This window comes from Shinella daejeonensis (assembly GCF_024281235.1).
In the GTDB taxonomy this organism is placed as follows: Bacteria; Pseudomonadota; Alphaproteobacteria; order Rhizobiales; family Rhizobiaceae; genus Shinella; species Shinella daejeonensis.
Window position 1 is genome coordinate 557,331 of sequence record NZ_JAHWXY010000001.1, and the last position, 20,852, is coordinate 578,182.

At 65.2% G+C, this 20,852-nt stretch carries 18 protein-coding genes and 1 other RNA gene; 2 read left to right on the top strand and 17 right to left on the bottom strand.

Features of this window, described 5'->3' with window-relative positions; translation table 11 throughout:
• Nucleotides 1-126: 126 nt before the first annotated feature.
• From murB to KYK29_RS02745, 17 genes are all read right to left on the bottom strand, one after another.
• On the bottom strand, nt 127-1,101 hold the full coding sequence (gene murB / locus KYK29_RS02665; protein ID WP_254689297.1) for a UDP-N-acetylmuramate dehydrogenase: 975 nt from the start codon (nt 1,099-1,101) through the stop codon (nt 127-129).
• Nucleotides 1,098-2,513: a UDP-N-acetylmuramate--L-alanine ligase gene (gene murC, locus KYK29_RS02670; protein WP_254689298.1), complete on the bottom strand. Its 1,416-nt coding sequence runs from the start codon at nt 2,511-2,513 to the stop codon at nt 1,098-1,100. The genes murB and murC overlap by 4 nt, the downstream gene beginning before the upstream one ends.
• Nucleotides 2,510-3,631, bottom strand: a complete 1,122-nt coding sequence (gene murG, locus KYK29_RS02675; RefSeq protein WP_254689299.1) for an undecaprenyldiphospho-muramoylpentapeptide beta-N-acetylglucosaminyltransferase — start codon at nt 3,629-3,631, stop codon at nt 2,510-2,512. The genes murC and murG overlap by 4 nt, the downstream gene beginning before the upstream one ends.
• A 46-nt stretch (nt 3,632-3,677) precedes the next feature.
• Entirely contained in the window at nt 3,678-4,829 is a 1,152-nt protein-coding gene (ftsW, locus tag KYK29_RS02680; RefSeq protein WP_254689300.1) for a putative lipid II flippase FtsW, read from the bottom strand.
• Nucleotides 4,830-4,893: 64 nt separating this feature from the next.
• Entirely contained in the window at nt 4,894-6,294 is a 1,401-nt protein-coding gene (gene murD / locus KYK29_RS02685; RefSeq protein WP_254689301.1) for a UDP-N-acetylmuramoyl-L-alanine--D-glutamate ligase, read from the bottom strand.
• Nucleotides 6,295-6,301: 7 nt separating this feature from the next.
• Nucleotides 6,302-7,402 (bottom strand): phospho-N-acetylmuramoyl-pentapeptide-transferase, encoded by a 1,101-nt coding sequence (gene mraY, locus KYK29_RS02690; RefSeq protein WP_254689302.1) that lies wholly within the window; start codon nt 7,400-7,402, stop codon nt 6,302-6,304.
• A gap of 124 nt (nt 7,403-7,526) precedes the next feature.
• The gene (locus tag KYK29_RS02695) at nt 7,527-8,960 is read right to left on the bottom strand and encodes a UDP-N-acetylmuramoylalanyl-D-glutamyl-2,6-diaminopimelate--D-alanyl-D-alanine ligase (protein WP_254689303.1); all 1,434 of its coding nucleotides are present in this window, start codon (nt 8,958-8,960) and stop codon (nt 7,527-7,529) included.
• Nucleotides 8,957-10,408, bottom strand: a complete 1,452-nt coding sequence (locus tag KYK29_RS02700) for a UDP-N-acetylmuramoyl-L-alanyl-D-glutamate--2,6-diaminopimelate ligase (RefSeq protein WP_254689304.1) — start codon at nt 10,406-10,408, stop codon at nt 8,957-8,959. The genes KYK29_RS02695 and KYK29_RS02700 overlap by 4 nt, the downstream gene beginning before the upstream one ends.
• A 66-nt stretch (nt 10,409-10,474) precedes the next feature.
• Complete coding sequence (locus tag KYK29_RS02705; RefSeq protein ID WP_254689305.1) at nt 10,475-12,223, bottom strand: peptidoglycan D,D-transpeptidase FtsI family protein; 1,749 nt, start codon at nt 12,221-12,223, stop codon at nt 10,475-10,477.
• Nucleotides 12,223-12,612 carry a cell division protein FtsL gene (ftsL, locus tag KYK29_RS02710; RefSeq protein ID WP_254689306.1) on the bottom strand — a complete coding sequence of 130 codons (390 nt, stop codon included), beginning with the start codon at nt 12,610-12,612 and terminating at the stop codon, nt 12,223-12,225. The genes KYK29_RS02705 and ftsL overlap by 1 nt, the downstream gene beginning before the upstream one ends.
• 3 nt (nt 12,613-12,615) lie before the next feature.
• A complete protein-coding gene (gene rsmH, locus KYK29_RS02715; RefSeq protein WP_254689307.1) occupies nt 12,616-13,641 on the bottom strand; it encodes a 16S rRNA (cytosine(1402)-N(4))-methyltransferase RsmH in 1,026 nt (341 codons plus the stop codon).
• 14 nt (nt 13,642-13,655) lie between these two features.
• Nucleotides 13,656-14,096, bottom strand: coding sequence for a division/cell wall cluster transcriptional repressor MraZ (gene mraZ / locus KYK29_RS02720; RefSeq protein WP_254690061.1), 441 nt, complete (start codon nt 14,094-14,096; stop codon nt 13,656-13,658).
• A 409-nt stretch (nt 14,097-14,505) separates the two neighbouring features.
• An RNA gene (gene rnpB, locus KYK29_RS02725) (RNase P RNA component class A) lies at nt 14,506-14,902 on the bottom strand.
• Between the two features lie 33 nt (nt 14,903-14,935).
• The gene (locus tag KYK29_RS02730) at nt 14,936-16,114 is read right to left on the bottom strand and encodes an NAD(P)/FAD-dependent oxidoreductase (RefSeq protein ID WP_254689308.1); all 1,179 of its coding nucleotides are present in this window, start codon (nt 16,112-16,114) and stop codon (nt 14,936-14,938) included.
• A 72-nt stretch (nt 16,115-16,186) separates the two neighbouring features.
• On the bottom strand, nt 16,187-16,921 hold the full coding sequence (locus tag KYK29_RS22620; protein WP_254689309.1) for a lytic transglycosylase domain-containing protein: 735 nt from the start codon (nt 16,919-16,921) through the stop codon (nt 16,187-16,189).
• 237 nt (nt 16,922-17,158) lie between these two features.
• Complete coding sequence (locus tag KYK29_RS02740) at nt 17,159-17,923, bottom strand: N-acetylmuramoyl-L-alanine amidase (RefSeq protein ID WP_254689310.1); 765 nt, start codon at nt 17,921-17,923, stop codon at nt 17,159-17,161.
• On the bottom strand, nt 17,920-18,660 hold the full coding sequence (locus KYK29_RS02745; RefSeq protein ID WP_254689311.1) for a J domain-containing protein: 741 nt from the start codon (nt 18,658-18,660) through the stop codon (nt 17,920-17,922). The genes KYK29_RS02740 and KYK29_RS02745 overlap by 4 nt, the downstream gene beginning before the upstream one ends.
• A 235-nt stretch (nt 18,661-18,895) precedes the next feature.
• On the opposite strand from KYK29_RS02745, the gene KYK29_RS02750 reads away from it, so the two are divergent.
• Together KYK29_RS02750 and KYK29_RS02755 are read left to right on the top strand one after the other, a co-directional pair.
• Nucleotides 18,896-20,110: a pyrophosphate--fructose-6-phosphate 1-phosphotransferase gene (locus tag KYK29_RS02750; RefSeq protein WP_254689312.1), complete on the top strand. Its 1,215-nt coding sequence runs from the start codon at nt 18,896-18,898 to the stop codon at nt 20,108-20,110.
• A gap of 111 nt (nt 20,111-20,221) precedes the next feature.
• Nucleotides 20,222-20,851, top strand: a complete 630-nt coding sequence (locus KYK29_RS02755) for a LysE family translocator (protein ID WP_254689313.1) — start codon at nt 20,222-20,224, stop codon at nt 20,849-20,851.
• Nucleotide 20,852 lies beyond the last annotated feature (1 nt).

Genomic DNA, 20,852 nt, shown 5'->3' on the forward strand with positions numbered 1-20,852 from the left:
CCGTCGCGCAACCTTGACGCGACGGACGCCTTTTCACCCTATCGTTGTGAATGGGGGATGAACGGTTCGGATCGACGGACCCGTCCTGCCGGAACGGCGCCGGCAGGACGGGAAAGCGAAGCGGGATCAGGCCGTGGCGCGGCCGAGGAATTCCTTGATCTCGTATCCCGGCAGGAAACGGCCGATGCGCCGGATTTCCCATTGCAGCAGCACGCCGGAATGTTCCAGAACGCGGCTGCGGACGGTTTCGCCCAGATATTCCAGCTCGTAGCCGGTCGCCTGCCCGGTATTGATCATGAAATTGCAATGCATCGGCGACATCTGCGCGCCGCCGATCATCATGCCCCGGCAGCCCGCCTCGTCGATGACCTTCCAGGCGGAATGACCGTCCGGATTCTTGAAGGTCGAACCGCCGGTCTTCTCGCGAATCGGTTGCACGGTCTCGCGGTGGCGGCGCACGCTATCCATGCGCTCGCGGATTTCGCTCTTGTCGCCGGCCTGCCCCTCGAAGATCGCATGGGTGAAGATCAACCCCGCCGGAACGGAAGAATGGCGATAGGAATAGCCCATGTCGGCATTGCTGAGGACGTGCTTTTCGCCCCTGCGGTCGATGGCGTGCACCTCGACGACCAGATCCTTCGTCTCGCCGCCGTTGGCGCCGGCGTTCATGCGCAGGGCGCCGCCGATGGAGCCGGGAATGCCGTAGTAGAACTCGAAGCCGGCGATGCCGTGATCGAGCGCCATGGCGGCGATATTCTTGTCGGGGCAGATCGCGCCCGCCTTGATCCTGTTCTCGCCGACAAGCTCCAGATCGCCGAACCCCTTGGCCGACAGGCGGATCACCACGCCGGGAATACCGCCGTCGCGGACCAGCAGGTTGGAGCCCACGCCGACCACGGTCAGCGGAACGTCCTCCGGCACGAGCTTCAGGAAGGCCGTCAGATCGTCGACGTCATGCGGCTGGAACATCAGTTCGGCAAGGCCGCCGGCCCGGAACCAGGTCACGCGGTCCATCGGCGCATCGGGCGTCAGACGGCCGCGAATATCCTTCACGCCGTCGCCCAGCGCCTCCAACAGCTTTGCACCATCAACCCGCTTCATGCCACCTGCCCTGAAATTCCCGCCAGTTCGCCCGGCAATGCATGCGCCCAATGGGTGATGTTGCCCGCGCCCAAGAGAACCACAAAGTCGCCGGGCTTTGCAATGCCGGCGACAATCGGCCCCAGCGCCTCCGGAGACGGCAGAAAGCGGGCGTCGCGATGCCCGGCCGCCTTGATGCGCAGGACCAGTTCCTCGGACGTCACCCCTTCGATCGGGTCTTCCCCCGCCGCGTAGATCGGCGCGATCATCACCGTATCGGCCTCGTTGAAGCAGCCTGCGAATTCCTCGACGAGACTGTGGACACGCGAATAGCGATGCGGCTGGTGGACCGCGATGACCCGCCCCCTGCATGCTTCGCGCGCCGCCATCAGCGCGGCCCGGATCTCGACCGGGTGATGGCCGTAGTCGTCATAGATATGGACGTCGTTCCATGTCCCCGTCAGCGTGAAACGACGCTTGACGCCGGCAAAGCCCGCCAGTCCCCGGACGATGGCCTCGGCGCTGATGCCGAGCCGCTGGGCGACGGCGATGGCTGCGGTGGCATTGGAGACATTGTGACGGCCGGGCATCGGCAGGCGCAGGTCCTTGAACGCGATCACTTCGCCGGTGCGGCGGCGGCGGATCTCCACGTCGAAGACCGAGATCGCGCCGTCCATGCGCACATTGCCGAAGCGCACGTCGGCCTGGGGGTTTTCGCCATAGGTAATGACCTTGCGGTCTTCGATCCGGCTGACCATCGCCTGCACCTCGGGATGATCGAGGCACATGACGCCGAAGCCGTAGAACGGCACGTTCTCCACGAACTGCCGGAAAGCGGCGCGCACGGCGTCGAAACTGCCGTAATGATCGAGATGTTCCGGATCGATATTGGTGACGACCGCCACATCCGCCGGCAACTTGAGGAACGTGCCGTCCGATTCGTCGGCCTCCACCACCATCCACTCGCCCTCGCCCATGCGGGCGTTGGTGCCATAAGCGTTGATGATGCCGCCGTTGATGACCGTCGGGTCGAGCCCGCCGGCTTCCAGCAGGGTCGCGACCATGGAGGTCGTCGTCGTCTTGCCATGGGTGCCGCCGATGGCGATGGCGTTGCGGAAGCGCATGAGTTCCGCCAGCATTTCGGCCCGGCGAACCACCGGCAGCAGCTTTTCGCGCGCCGCCATGAGTTCCGGATTGCTCTTCCTGATGGCCGTGGAGACGACGACCACTTCCGCGTCGCCGAGATTTTCCGCCTTGTGGCCGACAAAGACCTCAATGCCCTTGTCGCGCAGGCGCTGTACATTGGCGCTGTCGGCCTGGTCGGAGCCCTGCACGCGGTGGCCGAGGTTGTGCAGCACCTCCGCGATACCGCTCATGCCGATGCCGCCAATGCCGATGAAATGAACGAGCCCTATGCTCTGGGGCATCTTCATGGCCGTTCTCCCTTGAATTGCGCGATCGTCTCGCCGCCCGCAATAGCCTCAACCATGGAGGCGAGCAAGCGCGCGGCATCGGGTTTTCCCGTCTTTCTGGCGCTTGCGGCCATCGTCGCCATGCCGGACGGATCGTGCATCGCTTCGGTTATGAGGGCGGCGAGGCGCTCCGTCGAAAGCGCCGCCTGCGCGATCACCCGCGCGCCGCCCAGCGCCGAAAGCGCCGCCGCGTTCGCCGCCTGGTCGTGATCGAGCGCATGGGGATAGGGCACCAGAATGGCCGGGCGGCCGATCACCGCCAGTTCCGACACCGTCGAAGCGCCGGAACGGCTGATCACCAGATGGGCGGCGGCGATACGCGCGGCCATGTCGTTGAAGAACGGCGAAACCTCCGCCGGAACGGCAAGCTCCTCATAGGTTCGCACGACCTCGCCGCTGTCTTCCGGCCGCGCCTGCTGGGTGATCGAAAGCCGCGCCCGGTCTTCCGGCGCGAGCGCGGCGATGGCCGACGGGATGGCCTTGGAGAAGAATTGCGCGCCCTGGCTGCCACCGAACACGACGAGACGGAACGGCCCGGCCTGCGAGGGCAGATAGGGATTGTCGGCCGCCGCGATCACGGCGGGGCGGACCGGGTTTCCCGTCGCCACGGTCTTCTGCGCATGGCGGCCGCCGCTCTCCGGCAGGAAACCGCCGGCGATCGCCGTGACGCGGTTCGCCAGCGCCCGGTTGGCCCGGCCCATGACGGCATTCTGCTCATGGATCATCGACGGAATGCGCATGCCGGTCGCTGCCAGCAGCGGCGGCAACGTCGGATAGCCACCGAATCCGACCACCACCTTCGGCCGTAGCCGCGCCATCAGCCGGCGCGCCGCGCGCAGGCCCCGCCACAGCGTGAACAGCGAGCGGGCGACGCTGACCGGGTTCTTCGAGCCGATCGTCGCGGAAGGAACCACATGGATCTCGTCTGCGGGAAACTTTCCGGCGAAGCGCTCGGCGCGGCTGTCGGTGACAAGGTGGACCGACCAGCCGCGAGCCTGCAATTCATACGCCAGCGCCTCGGCGGGGAAGAGATGGCCGCCGGTGCCGCCCGCGGCGAGAAGAACGATACCCTTGCTCATGGGACGAGTGCCTTATGCGTTGAATGGAAGCGGACCATATCCCGCATCACTCCGCCGCCACGATGCCGCCGCGAAACAGGCTGCGCTCGGAGGCCCGCTTTTCCGGCCGGCGGCGGGTGAGCGCCAGGATGAAGCCGGCCGTCACGCAGATCGCGATCATCGACGAGCCGCCGTAGGAAATCAGCGGCAGCGTCATGCCCTTGGCCGGCAGCAGTTCGAGGTTCACGCCGATGTTGATCATCGACTGGATGCCGAGTTGCAGCACGAGGCCGGCGACGGCGAAACGGGTGAAGTCGTTGCGCTCGCGGAAGGCATGGTTCAGGCCGCGCATCACCACGAAGGCGAAGATGGCGACGACGACCATGCAGAAGACGATACCGAATTCCTCGGCCGCCACCGAGAAGATGAAGTCGGTATGACTGTCCGGGATGATGCGCTTGACGATCCCCTCGCCCGGTCCCTGGCCGAACCAGTCGCCGCGAATGATCGCCTCGCGGGCGGTGTCGACCTGGAAGGTATCGCCTTCGCCGGTGAGGAAGCGGTCGATACGGCCGGCGACGTGCGGAAGCATCGTATAGGCCGCGAGCAGACCGCCCGCGCCGAGCCCGCCGAGAAGAATGATCCACAGCCACGGCATGCCGGCCATGAAGAACATCCCGCCCCAGACCGCCGCCGTCAGGATCGTCTGTCCGAGGTCGGGCTGGGCGACGAGAAGCACTGCGACGATCCCGAACAGGAGGATGGCGAAGAAGTTTCCGGGGATTTCCGGCTGGCGCGCATGTTCGGCGAAAAGCCAGGCGCAGATGACCACGAAGGCAGGTTTCATGAATTCCGACGGCTGGATGGAAAGGCTGCCGATGGAGATCCAGCGCCGCGACCCCTTCACCTCCACCCCGAAGAACAGCGCCAGCAGCATGGCGGCGAGCGACAGGACGAGCAGGATCATCGCCGCCCGGCGCACCTGACGCGGCGTCAGGAAGGAAGCCCCGAGCATCACCGCGATGGCCGGCAGCAGAAAGGCCGCATGGCGCTTGACGAAATGGAAACTGTCGAGCCCGAGCCGCTCGGCCACCGCCGGGCTCGCGGCGAAGGACAGCATGAAGCCGAGCCCCAGCAGCAGGATGAAAGCCGCAAGGAAGAACCGGTCGATGGTCCAGAACCAGTCCGCCAGTGCACCACGTTCAGCACGACTCACCATGTTTCTATCCTCTCAAGGCGCTTTCCGCCGGCGGTCGCGCCGCCCCGGAAAATCTTGTCAAACGTCAGCCATCGGCCGAAACGAGCATGGTCACGCCCGGCAGCGCCGCCACATGGCCCACGAAGGCGTCGCCCCGCACCTCGAAACTCTTGTACTGGTCGAAGCTTGCGCAAGCCGGGGAAAGCAGTACGGCGGCGGGACCGCCCGCCCGCTCCGCATCCGCCGCCGCGTCCCGCACGGCCTGCTCGAGCGTTCCCGAAATCACGTAAGGCACGGCGGCGCGCAACGTCCCGGCGAAGGTCTCCGCCGCCTCGCCGATCAGATAGGCCTTGGCGATCTTCGGGAAGAAGCCGGACAGCGTCGTGATGCCCCCCTCCTTGGCGAGCCCGCCGGCGATCCAGTAGATACGCTCGAAGCTTGACAGCGCCGGGGCGGCTGCATCGGCATTCGTCGCCTTGGAATCGTTGACGAAAAGCACCTCTGCCCTGCGGCCCACCGGTTGCATCCGGTGCTTCAGGCCGGGAAAGGACGTCAAGCCGGCCCGGATGTCGGCCTCGTCCATGCCGATGGCGAGGCAGGTGGCGATGGCCGCGGCGGCGTTTTGCGCATTATGCGCACCCCGCAACGTCTCGATACCCGCCAGATCGACGATCGCGCGCGCCGCGCCGCCCCGATCCTGCAACAGCCGGGTTCCCTCGGCATGAATGCCGTCGGCAAGCGGATGGCGCTTGGAGATTCGGACGACCGTGGCGCCCGTACGTTCGATCCGGTCGGCGATCCGTTCGCAGAAACCGTCGTCGACGCCGACGATGGCCGTGCGGCTTGCCGCCACCAGCCGTTCCTTGACCCCGGCATAGTGCTGCATCGTGCCGTGCCGGTCGAGGTGGTCGGGCGTGAGGTTGAGCAGGATGCCGACCGACGGATCGAGCGTCGGCGCAAGGTCGATCTGATAGGACGAGCATTCGACGACATGGAAGCGGCCGGCCTTCGGCGGATCGAGCGTCAGGACCGCCGTGCCGATATTGCCGCCGAGTTGCGTATCGCGCCCGCTCGACAGCAGGATATGGGCGATGAGCGCGGTGGTGGTCGACTTGCCGTTGGTGCCGGTTATGGCGATGAACGGGCTGTCGGGCGCATGGACGCGCCGTTCGCGCGCGAAAAGCTCCACGTCGCCGACCACCTCGACGCCGGCGGCATGCGCCAGTTCGGCGCTCCAGTGCGGTTTCGGATGGGTGAGCGGAACACCCGGCGACAACACCAGCGCATCCACCGTGGCCCAGTCGAGCGCACGCAGGTCGCCGGTGGCGATACCCGCGGCGGCGGCGTTCTCGACGCTTGCGGGATTGTCGTCCCAGGCGACGACTTTCGCCCCCCCGGCGGCGAGCGCCAGCGCCGTCGCAAGCCCCGATCCGCCGAGGCCGAACAGCGCGGCCGTCTTGCCCTTGAAGGTGGTGACGGGGATCATCGCCGCCTCACCGCAGCTTGAGGGTGGACAGCCCCACCAGCGCGAGAATGACCGCAATGATCCAGAAACGCACCACGACCTGGCTTTCCGTCCAGCCCTTCTTCTCGAAATGATGATGGATCGGGGCCATCAGGAAGACCCGCTTTCCGGTGAGCTTGAAGGAGGCGACCTGGATGATCACCGACAGCGTCTCGATGACGAAAAGACCGCCGATGATCGCCATGACGATCTCGTGCTTGGTGGCGACGGCGACAGAACCGATGAGACCGCCGAGCGCCAGCGAGCCGGTATCGCCCATGAAGATCGCCGCCGGCGGGGCGTTGAACCACAGGAATCCGAGGCCGGCCCCGATCACCGCCCCGAGCACGACGGCCAGTTCGCCCGTGCCGGGCACGAAATGGATTTGCAGGTAGTTGGCAAAGACCGCATTGCCGGCCAGATAGGCGATGACGCCGAAGGAGGCGGCCGAGATCATGACGGGAACCGTCGCCAGCCCGTCGAGGCCGTCCGTCAGATTGACCGCATTGCCGGCCGCCACGATGACGAAACCGCCGAACAGCACGAAGAAGATGCCGAGATTGACAAGCAGGTCCTTGAAGAACGGAAAGGCGACGGAGGAGCCGAAGGTGGAGCCGGCCGCCCCCGCCGAAAGCGAGGCCCGCATCATGAAATAGGTGGCGATGCCGGCGATCACGAATTCCAGCCCGATCCGCGCCTTTCCGGAAAACCCCTTGTCGGTCTGCTTGGTGACCTTGAGATAGTCGTCGTAAAAGCCGATCGCCCCGAAGCCGAGGGTCACGAGCAGCGTCGCCACCACATAGACGTTCGAAAGGTCGGCCCACAAGAGCGCGCTGCCGACGATGCCGGCGAGGATCATCAGCCCGCCCATGGTGGGCGTACCGGCTTTCTTGAAATGCGTTTGCGGTCCGTCGGCGCGGATCGGCTGGCCCTTGCCCTGGCGGATGCGCAGCGACGAGATAATCATCGGGCCGAACAGGAAGACGATGATCGCCGACGTAAACAGCGCCGCGCCGGTGCGGAAGGTAATGTAGCGAAACAGGTTGAAGACCTGAACGGTATCGGCCAGTTCCACGAGCCAAAGCAGCATTGTCGCCCTTTCCCCAAACAAAGGTTGTCCGCGATCGTCGGCGCCACGCTCGGCCCTGCCTGACGGAACCGGTATCCGATAAAAACAAAGAGGTCCGGCGGACGGGCGTCCGGCCGAACCTCGGTCAGGTGTCGCGCTCCCTCTCCGGGAACGGCGAATATTTGTCAAGCAGGGCGGCGACGATGCGGCTGAAACCGATCCCGTTGGAGGATTTCACCATCAGCACATCGCCGGGGCGCACCGCTTCCAGCGCGAAGGCCGCAAGTTCGTCGGCGTCCTGCCGGTATTCCTTGCGGACGTCCTCCGGGAGAGCGGAAACCAGCGCCGCCATCTCCGGGCCAGCAAGCCAGACATCCTTGATGCCCGCCTCGGCAAGCGGGCTGGCCAGTTCCGCATGGGCTTCGGCGGAAAACGCCCCCATCTCCAGCATGTCGCCGAGAAGCGCCACGCGCCGCCCGCCGTCGTGGGGTTCGCTGTCGCGCAGCAAGGCCAGGGCCGCCTGCATGGAGGCCGGATTGGCGTTGTAGCTTTCGTCGATCAGCGTGAACCAGCCGGCGCCGTGGGAGAGGCGATGGCGACGGCCGCGCCCCTTTTCCGGTTGCAGCGTGACAAGGCCCGCCATCGCCTTTTCGAGGTCGCCGCCGGCCAGATGCACGGCCCCCAGGACGGCCACGGCGTTTTCTGCGATATGCCGGCCTGCCGCGCGCATCGGCACCTCCAGCGTATGCCCGCCGATGAAGGCGCGCAGCACCCCGCCGGCGGGCGTTCCCGTATAATCGATCAGCCGGAATTCGGCGGCGGGATCGGCCCCGAAACCATGGATGTTGGCGACACCCGCCGCGCGCGCGGCTGTTTCCAGCGCTCCATATTGCGCATTGTCGCGATTGAGGATGGCATGGCCGCCCGGCACCACGCCCTCGAAAATCTCGGCCTTGGCGGCCGAAATCTCCTCAAGGTCACGGAAATTGCCGAGATGAGCCGCAGCAATGGTGGTGACCAGCGCCACATGCGGACGGACCATGGCGACCAGCGGGCGGATCTCACCGGGATGGTTCATGCCGATCTCGAATATTCCGTAGTCGGTGTCTTCCGGCATGCGCGCCAGCGTCAGCGGCACCCCCCAGTGATTGTTGAACGAGGCGACGGAGGCATGCACCGCGCCGGAGGGGGAAAGCGCCAGCCGCAGCATCTCCTTGCTGGTCGTCTTGCCGACCGAGCCGGTGACCGCGACGATGCGCGCGGCCGTCCGGTCGCGCGCCGCGCAGCCGAGATCGACCAGCGCCTCCAGAACATCGGGCACGACGATCATCGGCGTGGTGAGGCGGCCGAGCGCCGGCAGCTTCGCCTCGCTGACGACGAGCAGGGCCGCGCCGTTGGCCGCCGCGAGCGTGGCAAAGTCGTGACCGTCGACCCGGTCGCCTTTGATCGCGAAGAAGGCCTCTCCGGCCGAAATCGCCCGGCTGTCGATGGAAATGCCGGTCACGCCCTCCGGCATCGGGCCGACCGGCCGGCCGTGCATGGCGGCGATGAGATCAGCGCTGGTCCAGAGCCATTTCACCGGTCGCACACCTCCAGAGCCTTGCGCAATTCCGCGTGGTCCGAAAACGGCAGGGTCACATCGCCGACGGTCTGCCCTTCCTCGTGCCCCTTGCCTGCGACGATCAGCGTATCGCCCGGTTGCAACATCCCTGCGGCGACACGGATGGCCTCCGCCCGGTCGCCGATCTCGGTCGCGCCCTTCGCGCCCGCCAGAACCTCGGCGCGGATGGTCGCCGGAACCTCCGAGCGCGGATTGTCGTCCGTAACGATCACCACATCGGCAAGCCGCGAGGCGATTTCGCCCATGATCGGCCGCTTGCCCCGGTCACGATCGCCGCCGCAGCCGAAGACCACGATGACCCGGCCGGTGGTGAAGGGACGCACCGAGGCGAGCACCTTTTCCAGCGCATCCGGCTTGTGGGCATAGTCGACATAGGCGAGCGCGCCGTTTCGGGCGTGGCCGACCAGTTCCAGCCGCCCGGATGCGCCGCTCAGCCGTTCGAGCGCCGCCATTGCGACGGAAGCCGGCACGCCCGTCGAAAGGGCGAGACCCGCCGCGACGAGCGCATTGGCGACCTGGAAATCGCCGGCAAGCGGGATGTCGACCTCGTGGATGCCGCCGTCGAAATGGATTTCCGCCGTCTGCTTGTGGCGAAAATGCTCGACCCGCTTCAAGGTGAGATAATCGCCCTTGCGGCCGACCGTGCGAACATCGAGCCCTGCCTTGCGGGCGCTTGCGGCAGCGGCGGCCGACCATTCGTCATCGGCATGGATGACGGCCGGCGCGCCCTTGGCCAGCAGCGTATCGAACAGCCGCATCTTGGCCGCCAGGTAATGTTCGACCGTCGGATGATAATCCATATGATCCCGGCCCAGATTGGTGAAGGCGGCCGCCGAAAGGCGCACACCGTCGAGGCGCGCCTGATCGAGGCCGTGGCTGGACGCCTCCATGGCGGCATGGGTGACGCCCGCCTCGGAAAGTTCCGCCAGAAGGGCATGCAGCGAGACGGGATCGGGCGTCGTCAGCGAACCGTAGTCGTTGCGGCCGGGGGCGATCACCCCCGTCGTGCCGATCATCGCGGCGGCATGCCCCGCCTTCTCCCAGATCTGCCGCGTGAAGGACGCCACGGAGGTCTTGCCCGCCGTGCCGGTCACCGCCACCATGGTTTCCGGCTGGCGGCCATAGAAGCGCGCGGCGGCCAGCGCCAGGAAGCGGCGCGGCTCGGCGACGGTGAAGACCGGCACCGGCGCATCCACGCCCGTTGCGGATGCCACCGCCACGGCCGCCGCCCCGCGCGACACCGCGTCCGCGATGAAAGCGGCGCCGTCCGCCCGGCTGCCGGAAAGCGCGACGAAGAGATCCCCCGGCTTCACCTTGCGGCTGTCGCTGGCGATACCGCCGACATCCGTCGCGGCGGCTACGCCCAGGTCGTATTGTTCGGGTCCGGCAAGGTCTCTGATCTTCATCGTTCGCTCTGTTCGTTCCGTTGCACGCCGTTTCGCTGCCGAATCGGCCTTTCAGTCTTTCTCCGTTCAATAAGACACCAGCAAGGCGGAACCGTCCTCGCCGAACTTCGGCTTTACACCGAGAAGCGCACCGGTCCGCCGGATGATCTCGCCGACCATCGGCGCGGCGTTGAGGCCGGCGGTGCGGCCTCCGTTTTCCCCCGTCTGCGGCGCGTCGATGAAGGTCAGCACCACATATTTCGGATCGTTGATCGGGAAGGCGGAAAGAAAGCTGTTGAAATTCTGGTTGTTGGAATAGCGGCCGTTCACGACCTTGTTCGCCGTCCCGGTCTTGCCGCCGACGTCGAAGCCCGCCACCTGCGCCCGCCGGCCGGAACCGTCATTGGCGTTGAGCTGGAAGAGATAGCGCATCGCATCGACCGTCGAGGGCTTGACCACCACGCGGGCGATGTCGTTCGCCTCTTCCTCCGTTCGCGGCAGGAAGGTCGGGTTGATGAGCTTGCCGCCGTTCATGAGCGCCATGGCGGCGACCGCCGTCTGGAGCGGCGTCGTCGAAACGCCGTGGCCGAAGGAAATGGTGATCGAGTTGATCTTCTTCCATTCGCGCGGCTGCGACGGCGTCTTCACCTCCGGCAGCTCCGTTTCCATCCGGGTGAGCAGCCCCATGCGCGTCAGGAACTCCTTATGCGCGGGAATGCCGACGACATCGGCCATCTTCGCCGTGCCGATATTGGAGGAATACTGGAAAATCTCCGGAACGGTGAGGACGCGATGCTTGCCGTGGAAGTCCTTGATGGTGAAGCCGCCGATGCGGATCGGCGCACGCGCGTCGAAACTGTCGGTAAGCTTCACCTTGCCCGAATCGAGCGCCATCGCCGTCGTGAAGCTCTTGAAGGTCGATCCCATCTCGAACGTGCCGTTCGACATGCGGTTCATCCAGCCTTCCTTCGCCCCTTCGGCCGGATTGTTGGGATCGTAATCGGGATAGGACGCCATCGCCAGCACTTCGCCGCTATGCACGTCGAGCACCACCGCGCCGGCGGCCAGCGCCTCGTATTTCTCCGTGCTGGTCTTGACGACGTCGCGCACGATCGACTGCACCCGCAGGTCGATGGAAAGACGCACCGGCTCGAGCTTGGCGTCGCTGGTCATGCCGATGGCGGCGAGATCGGCAAGCCCCTGATTGTCGATGAAGCGCTCCATGCCGGCGATGCCGCGGTTGTCGATATTGACATGGCCGAGAATATGCGAGGCGACCGGCCCGCCCGGATAGAAGCGCCGCTTCTCCGGCCGGAAGCCGACGCCCGGAATGCCGAGCGCCAGGATGCGGCTCTGCTGCTTCGGCGTAAGCTGCCGCCGCAACCATTGGAAGCGTGATTTCGCCACCAGCTTGCGATAGATCTCGCGGCGGCTAAGATCGGGCAGAACGGTCGCCAGCAGTTCCACCGCCTCGTCCGGATCGACGATCTTGTGGGGTTCCGCATAGAGCGAAACGGTGCGGATATCGGTAGCGAGAAGCTCGCCGTTACGGTCGATGATATCCGGCCGCGAAGCCATGAGGTGGTCGGCCGGCCCGATCGAGGAAACGCTCTCGGGCGAGGCCATGCCATATTGGACGAGACGCCCGCCGATGACCGCGTAGACGAGCCCGAAGCAGCAGATGACGATGGCGACGCGATTGCGCGCCTGCGTGCCGGAGCGCTTGCGGGTGCCTTCGAAGGTCGAGCGGCCCGGCGCGCTACCGGCGCGATTGTCGCCGCCGGCGTTGAAATGCGCCTTGCTCTTGATGACCATGATACGGGACAGAAACGACATCAGCGCGCCACCGATCCGGTTGTGATTGCATCCGCGCCGCCGGCGGGCTTCTTTGCCCTGGCGACCTTGTCCCCGTCCTTCTCGTCCGGTTGCGGCAGGTCGGCGCGCAGCATCGGCAACTCCTGCGACCTGACGATCTGGGTCGGATCCGTCGGGACGAGCTTGAGGTCGTCCTCGAAGACATTCACCAGGCTGTTGAGCCGGCTCGGCTGCGTCAGCAGCGCCCAGTCGGCATTGAGGAGATCGATCGTATCCTCCTCCAGCTTGATTTCCGCATCGAGCTTGCGCACGACTTCGAGCTTGTTCTCGGCCTTGTGCTTGATCGAGTAGGTGACGGTGGCGGCGGCGGTCATGATGGCGATCATCACGATATCGAGCGTTCGGAACATGGTTCAGCCTCCCATCTTCTCAAGGCCGGCAAGGTTGGGCAGGTTGAAGAGCGAAAGATCGTCGTCGCGGGCGGGCGCGTGCGTGCGCTCCCCGGCTCTCAGCTTGGCGGAGCGCGCGCGCGGATTGGCGAAACCTTCCGCCTCGCCCGCCGTCACCATCGGCCGCCCCGCCGGGATAAACGTCGCGGCGCGCTCCACGATCTGCGGAAGATGGCGGGAACCACCGGCCTTGCCGGAACGGTCCTGGAAGAATTTCTTGACGATGCGGTCCTCGAGCGAATGGAAGCTGACGACGACGAGCCGGCCGCCGGGCTTCAGCACCCGTTCGGCGGCCAGAAGCGCCCGCGCGAGCTCTCCCAGTTCGTCATTGACGAAGATGCGCAACGCCTGAAAGACGCGCGTCGCCGGATGGATCTTGTCCTTGGCCTTGCGCGGCGTGACGGTCTCGATGAGGTTGGCAAGCTGTCGGGTCGTCGTGAAGGGCTCTTTTGCACGCGCCTTCTCGATCGCCCGGGCGATGCGGCCAGCCTGTTTCTCCTCGCCGAGAAAGCCGAAGATGCGGATCAGGTCGGAGACTTTGGCGCGGTTCACGACATCCGCCGCCGAGACGCCGGCGCCCGACATGCGCATGTCGAGGGGGCCGTCCTTCTGGAAGGAGAAGCCGCGCTCCGCCTCGTCGATCTGCATGGAGGAAACGCCGATATCGAGCACGACGCCATCGAGCCCGTCGGCGGGCGCATGATCCGCAAGCGCGGAAAAACGTGCGTGAACGAGTGAAAGCCGCCCCTGCGACGCGCCTGCCAGATCCTGCCCGCCGGCAATGGCCGCCGGATCGCGGTCGAGCGCGATCACCCTGGCGCCGGCGGCGAGAATGGCGGAAGTATAGCCGCCCGCACCGAACGTTCCGTCGAGGATGATTTGGTCCGGCTTGACGCAGAGCGCCTCCACGACCTCCGCAAGAAGAACCGGAATGTGACGAATCGGTCCGCCTTCGGCATCAGTGAAACCTCCGCCAAGATCCGCCGCCATTCCGTTTCTCCATTCTACCCCGAGCCCAGTCCTCTCGTCCTGAACTCCCGTCGGGCCTCCGCCTGCGCAGCCTCGAATGCCTGCGGCGCCCAGAGCTGAAAATGATCCGCCCGACCGACAAAGGTCACCTCCGTCGTGACGCCGGTGTAGTCGCGGATGAAATCCGTAACCGCCAGGCGCCCTTCCGAATCGAGCTTCATGAAGACGCCGCCCCCGTGAATGAGGAGCGACATCCGGTTCGCATGCGGCGAGAACGCATCCTCGCCCGCGATCTGGCGCTCGAACCGGTCGAGCAACTCCAGTCCGCCGACGCTGATCGCCGGGAACATGAAATCCTGGAAGCAGTACAGTTCCCGGATATCGCGCTGCGACAGGACGGAGCGGAACGCCGAAGGGACGGAAACCCTCCCCTTTGCGTCGATCCTGTTTGTCGCACTCGACAGGAACCGGTTCATCACGAAATACAGCCGCTTCCCCGGCCGGAGAAAAATGCACGCTCCCCGGCTCATCCAACACAACGCAAAAAGCACTGACCGGCATCGATGCGGCGCGCGAACGCCCCACCGTCCCCGTCCGGCCGGCTTCAAAACTTTGCGATAAACGGACGCTCATGCGTCCTCGTGCAGTATGATTCTGGGATAACATGGGACCATTTGGGCGTCAATGGGAAAGGGCCTCACTCCCGGCTGCGAACCGTCAAACGTTTATGAGCCGTTAAGTTTAACAAATGGTTAGAAACCGGCGTCCTGCGGCTTGTATTTCAGCACGGGGCGCAGGCGGCGCGCTTTCGCCGCCATTGCGCCATCTTAAAAATAGAATAATAAATTCAATTATTTATGGAAAACAAACATCAGGGGGAAAGAAAATGCCAGTTGGCCTGTAAGCCGGGTTCTGTAAGGCTCCGGCCGAAACCGGAACGCGGCAGCCATTCATCTGGGACCGGACTTGCGCCCGGCCTCATGCAACCCACCCGGATGACTGGCCCGGAAACAGGCTGGACCGCTTGCGCGCTCCACGTCATCCCTATTCGGTCTTGCTCCCGGTGGGGTTTGCCGTGCCGGCCATGTCACCATGCCCGCGGTGGGCTCTTACCCCACCCTTTCACCCTTACCTTCGCGCGGAAGGCGGTTTGCTTTCTGTGGCACTTTCCCTGGAGTCGCCCCCGCCGGACGTTATCCGGCACCGTGTTTCCGTGGAGCCCGGACTTTCCTCACCCCGCGGTCTTTCGACCGTTGCGGAGCGCGGCTGCCCGGCCAACTGGCAGGGGCTGCCTATCGCATCAGCAGCCAAAAGACTAGCGAAAATGGAGGGCGAAGTCCGTCGTATAGTCCGGCTCGTCGAGATGGCCGGAGATCAGCAGATCCGCGCCGATGCGGCCGATCTCGTCCGAACTCTTCGCCGCCGTGCCGTTGCCGCCCGCCACAAGCGCCACCCGTTCCCCCTCGACGAAGCCGGCATAGGGATATCCGTGCGTCGTATAGGTCGTGACGCAGGGAAGGGACAGGGCGCGGATCGGCGCAAGCCCGACGATCGACCGCTCGATCATGCGCGTCAGATGCGCGATCGCCGAGGCATCGCCATCGCCATGGAACCAGTCGCGGAGTGCTGCGTCCCCGATGACGATATCCGTCGGATCGCCGCCAATCTTCAGATAATAATGACCGTCCGGATAAAGCACCGGCGGCAGCAGGTAGAAATGCTCGGCCGGATCGCCGCTCTCATCGATCCAGGAGGGCATGTCGCGCCAATCCTGCGCCTGCGCCTCGTCGAGACGGGCAAGCACCACCGTCCGCGCCTTGACGATCAGATCCGGCGTGCGCGCGAGAAGCCCTGCCGCACGGGAAAAGCCGCCGGTCGCGACAAGGACACGCCCGGCGCTCACCGTCTTGCCCGACATAAGCGTGACGACGGCCCGATCCGTTTCGGCGCGCACGCGAACCGCCTCCTCCGGGATCGATACGCCGCCCGCCCGCTCCATGCAGGCGACCTGGGCGGCAACCATCTTGCGCGGATCGATATGGCCTGCGCCACGTCTTTCGAAAATCCCCGCCGCATCGTCCGGCAGGCTGAACCAGGGAAAATCGGCGCGGATCGCCGCCCGGTCGAGGGCCGGCGCATCGAGGTCGAAGCGGCGGGCGACCTCCACCACCCGGCCGACGAAATCGCCGCCCGCCGGGCCGCTGATCAGGCAACCGGTCTCGCTGTAGAAGGGGATGCCGCTTTCGGCCTCGATGGCGCGATAGCGCGCGATGGAACGATTGGCGAGCAGCGCCCAGTCGGGGTCGCCGTCGATGGTGCGTGTGATACGGCCGCTGTCGTAGTGGCTGGAGAAGACGCCGTCATGACGTTTGCGGTCGGCGGGTTCGCCGGGCCCGACAAGCGCCACCCGGGCGCCGTGCCGTGAAAGATGCCGGGCCGCGGCCGCTCCCATCATGCCCCTGCCGACGACCACGAAATCGAAATGCCGCGCCATGCGCTCCTCCATCCTGAACCGGCCCATCACCGGATAAGGGCCGATTCGCTATTGGTAGAAGAGGACGCGGGCTCAGTCGATGATGCTCTGCACCTTGCCGCAATAGCGCTTGGAAACCGGGTTCATGCGCTTGGCGCCGTGACCGGCGTTATACTTGAGGATGGTCCCGCAGGTCGTACCGCCGCCAAGCTGATGGGCGAGCGCGAGATACTTCATGCCGAACTTGATGTTCGTTTCGGGATCGTAGAGCCCCTTGGCGCTGCCGCGATAGCCCATCATCCGCGCCGTCGCGGGTTTGATTTGCATGAGGCCGACTTCACCGGCCCGGCCACGCGCCCGCGGATTGAAGTTGCTCTCCACCCGGACGACCGCATGGGCAAGATCGGCGGGAACGCCATAGGCCGTCGCATAGCTCTTGATCAGCCCGGAATAGCCGCCGCCTGCGCCCGCCGTCTCCACCGGATTGCTCACCTTGGGAAACCCGGCGGTGCTGCTGAAGCTGCGCAGCTTGCCGACGCCCGCCACGTTCTTGCGGTCATCCGTCCGCGTCTTTCCCCTCTTGCCCTCCGCCTTGGCCCTGGACGTAGCCTTGGATTTGGCTTTTGACTTGGTTTTGGAATCGGCTTTGGTCTTGTCTCCCCCCTTGCCGGCCGTCGCCTCGTTGCGGGCAGCGGCGCTCTTGCTTTGGAGCAAGCTCTGGATCGTGACCGTTTCGCTTTTCTTTTCAGCGGCGAAAGCCGCCGAACCGGGGAACATGACGGACGTAGCAAGCCAGGCCGCTCCGCAAGCAGCAAGAAATCTTCTCATCAGGTTTTCTGTCTCCAATGGGCGCAAAGGCAAAGCCCCGGCCGCGCGGCGGTCTTGCCGCGCGTCCCGCGCATTCATATCGATTATCGTTGGTGGCGAGCGCGCCGGTCAGGCCCCTGACCGCTTGCTGCGCTGCAAACAAACGCAACCGGAAAAGACATCCCCAATCGGGTTACCATGTGGCAACACGATAAACTTATCTTACAGTTCGAAATAAATCCGTGAGAACGATGCGTCTCAGGCGCCGGGTCGCGCAAGCCCGGAAAGCAGGCGGTGCAGCGTGTCGATGGTGGAGAAATCCGCGATCCCATCCACCCGTTGCGGCCGGAAATGGCGCTGGAAAGCGGCAATGTCGCCCTCCATTCCTTCCGTATAAACGCCAGTGATTTCCGTAGCATAACCATAGAGCGACAGCATCGTCTGCAACGCCTCGACCGGCTGGCCGCAGTCACCGCGCTGAAAGAAGCGGCCACCGGTGATCGCAGTCGGCTCCACCCAGTGTCCGACACCGGCCGCAAACAGCCGCCCCCAGGGGAAGTTTTCCCCCGGATCGACCTTCCGAATCGGCGCGACATCGCTATGGCCGAGCACCCGTTCCGGCGCGATATCCCATCTTTTGCCGCAATCGAGACACAGTTCGATGACCGCCGCGACCTGTGCTTCCGGGAAATCCGGCAGGCCGCCCGGATGGCCGGCATTGGCGATCTCGATGCCGATGGAGGCGGAATTGATGTCCGTCACGCCCTTCCACTGGCTCTTGCCCGCGTGCCAGGCGCGGTCGGCCTCGCGCACCAGCTGCTCGACGCGACCGTCTTCATGCACGAAATAATGCGAGGATACCTGGCTTTCCGGTGCGCACAGCCATTCGAGCGCGCCCTGCGCCGTCGCCATGCCGGTATAATGCAGCAGGATCATATCCGGCGTGCGCCCGCCGGCCCGCTCGCCGAAATTCGGCGACGGCGCAGCCGTCGCCCCGGCATAGTCGCAGGCAAAGGCGCTCATGCGGCGCAGCGTTCCTTCTCGATCGCCTCATAGGCGGCGTTCAGCGCGGCCATCCGGTCATTGGCGATGCGGCGGAACTCCTGCGGCACCCCACGCGCGACCAGCCGATCCGGATGATGCTCCGACGCCAGCACGCGGTAACGCTTGCGGATCACGGCAAAATCGTCGAAAGGCGAAACGCCGAGAACCTTGTAGGGGTCGCGGCCGCTCACATGGACGTGGCGGGCCGTGATCTGCTCGAAGCGGTCCTCGACCATGCCGAAAATTTCGGCGACGCGCGACAGGAAGGCCATTTCCTTATCGTGGATCACGCCGTCAGCCTTGGCGATATGGAACAGGCCGTCGATGATATCTTCGAGGATCGGGCAGTCGTTCTCACAGGAGACGCATAGCGCGCGCATCTTCTCCGCATAGGCCTCGTAGCCGGCCACGTCCTGACGGGCGAGATTGTAGAGCCGGGCGACATTGGCGGCCTGGTCATCGGGGTATCTGAAGATATCCTTGAACGCATCGACCTCCGAGATGGTGACGATGCCGTCAGCCTTGGCCATCTTGGCCGAAAGGGCGATCATCGCCACGGAAAAGGCGACCTGGCGGCGCGTCTCGGGATCGCCTTCGAACAGCGTGCGCACCGCCTCGACCACGCCCGAAAGCACGCTGGTCGTCGTTTCGGCGACCATGCCGACGAGGCGGTCCCAAACGGCGCTGATGAAGCAGGTGGCGGAATTCTGGAACATGCTGCGATCTTGACCAGACAATTGCGGGGAAAGCAAGATGAACCATGCTTCTCGCAACCGGCGATGACACGATTTTGATGGCCCTCATGAAGCGGTGGCATCTCATCGCACGAAACTTGCTCGACACCGCCCCGTCACGCAATGCGGATAACGTCGCCGTGCCGTTTCCCTTGATGGGATTCTGCGCTAGACAACCAGCCATCATCGAGACGATGCGAACGCTGAAGGAGGAACGATGGCCAGGCAGAAAGTCGCAATGCTGACGGCGGGGGGCCTTGCACCCTGCCTTTCGTCGGCGGTCGGAGGTCTGATCGAGCGCTATAGCGATATCGCACCCGACATCGAACTCATCGCCTATCGCTCCGGCTACCAGGGCCTGCTCCTGGCCGACCGGATCGAGATCACGCCGCAGATGCGCGAAAAGGCGCCGCTTCTCCATCGCTACGGCGGATCGCCCATCGGCAACAGCCGCGTGAAGCTCACGAATGTCGCCGACTGCGTGAAGCGCGGCCTCGTCCAGGATGGCGAGAAGCCGCTGCGGGTCGCCGCCGAACGGCTCGCCGCCGATGGCGTGACGATCCTCCACACCATCGGCGGCGACGACACCAATACGACCGCGGCAGATCTTGCCGCCTATCTCGGGGCCAACGGCTACGACCTGACCGTCGTCGGTCTGCCGAAGACGGTGGACAACGACGTGGTGCCGATCCGCCAGTCGCTCGGCGCCTGGACGGCGGCCGAAGTGGGCGCCGGTTTCTTCGACCATGTCAGCAACGAGCAGAGCGCTGCGCCGAAAACGCTTGTCGTGCACGAGGTCATGGGGCGTCACTGCGGCTGGCTCACCGCCGCCACCGCGCGCGCCTACATCCAGAAGACCCGCGATAATGACTATGTCGACGGCTTCATGATGAACACGGAACTCAAGAATATCGACGGCCTCTACCTGCCGGAAATGGCCTTCAACCTCGAAGCCGAGGCGGAACGGCTGCGGGCGGTGATGGACCGCAGCGGTTTCGTGACGCTCTTCGTCTCGGAAGGCGCCTGCCTCGACGCCATCGTGACCGAGCGTGAAGCCGCCGGCGAAACGGTCAAGCGCGACGCCTTCGGCCACGTCAAGATCGATACGATCAATGTCGGCAACTGGTTTACCAAGCAGTTCGCCTCGCTGCTCGGCGCGGAACGCTCCATGGTGCAGAAGTCAGGCTATTATGCCCGCTCCGCTCCGGCCAATCGCGACGACCTCCGCCTGATCCAGAGCATGACGGATCTCGCCGTCGAAAGCGCGCTCAACAAGGTGTCCGGCGTTACCGGCCATGACGAGGCGCAGGACGGCAGGCTGCGCACCATCGAGTTCCCCCGCATCAAGGGCGGCAAGCGCTTCGACACGTCGGCCCGCTGGTTCGGCGAAGTCATGGAGAGCATCGGCCAGAAGTGGTCCGCATCGGTCTGAGCCGGCCTGCCGTCTCGCCGGGCAAGCCCCGGTCTCCCCGGCGAGACGGCTTGACACGCCCGCCACCCCGTGGCTTGCTTTCCGCACGCCGTTGAGGACCGGGGAGTTTGCATGTCCTTTGAGCACTGGCTGGCGTTTACCGCCGCCGCCACCATCATGCTGGCCATTCCCGGGCCGACGATCCTGCTCGTCGTCTCCTACGCACTCGGCCACGGGCGCCGTACCGCCGGTGCGACGGTCGCCGGCGTCGCGCTCGGCGACTTCACGGCCATGACCGCCTCCATGCTTGGTCTCGGCGCACTGCTTGTGACGTCGGCGATGGTCTTCACAGGGTTGAAATGGGCGGGAGCGGCCTATCTGGTCTGGCTTGGAATCAAGCTGTGGCGCGCGCCGCTGGCGATCGCGCAGGACGGCGACGCGCCGGCGGCGGAACGATCCTCGCGGGTCTTCGCCCATGCCTATGCCGTAACGGCGCTGAACCCGAAAAGCATCGTCTTCTTCATGGCGTTCCTGCCGCAGTTCCTGGACCCCGAACGGCCGCTGCTGCCACAAATGATGATCTTCGAGGCCACGTTCCTGGTTCTCGCCACGGTCAATGCGCTCGCCTATGCACTGCTGGCTTCCGCCGCCCGCCGGACGATCCGCAGGCCGTCGGTGCAGCGGACGGTCAATCGCACCGGCGGCGCGCTTCTGATCGGAGCCGGCATTCTTACCGCCGGCCTGCGGCGCGCAGCCGCATAAC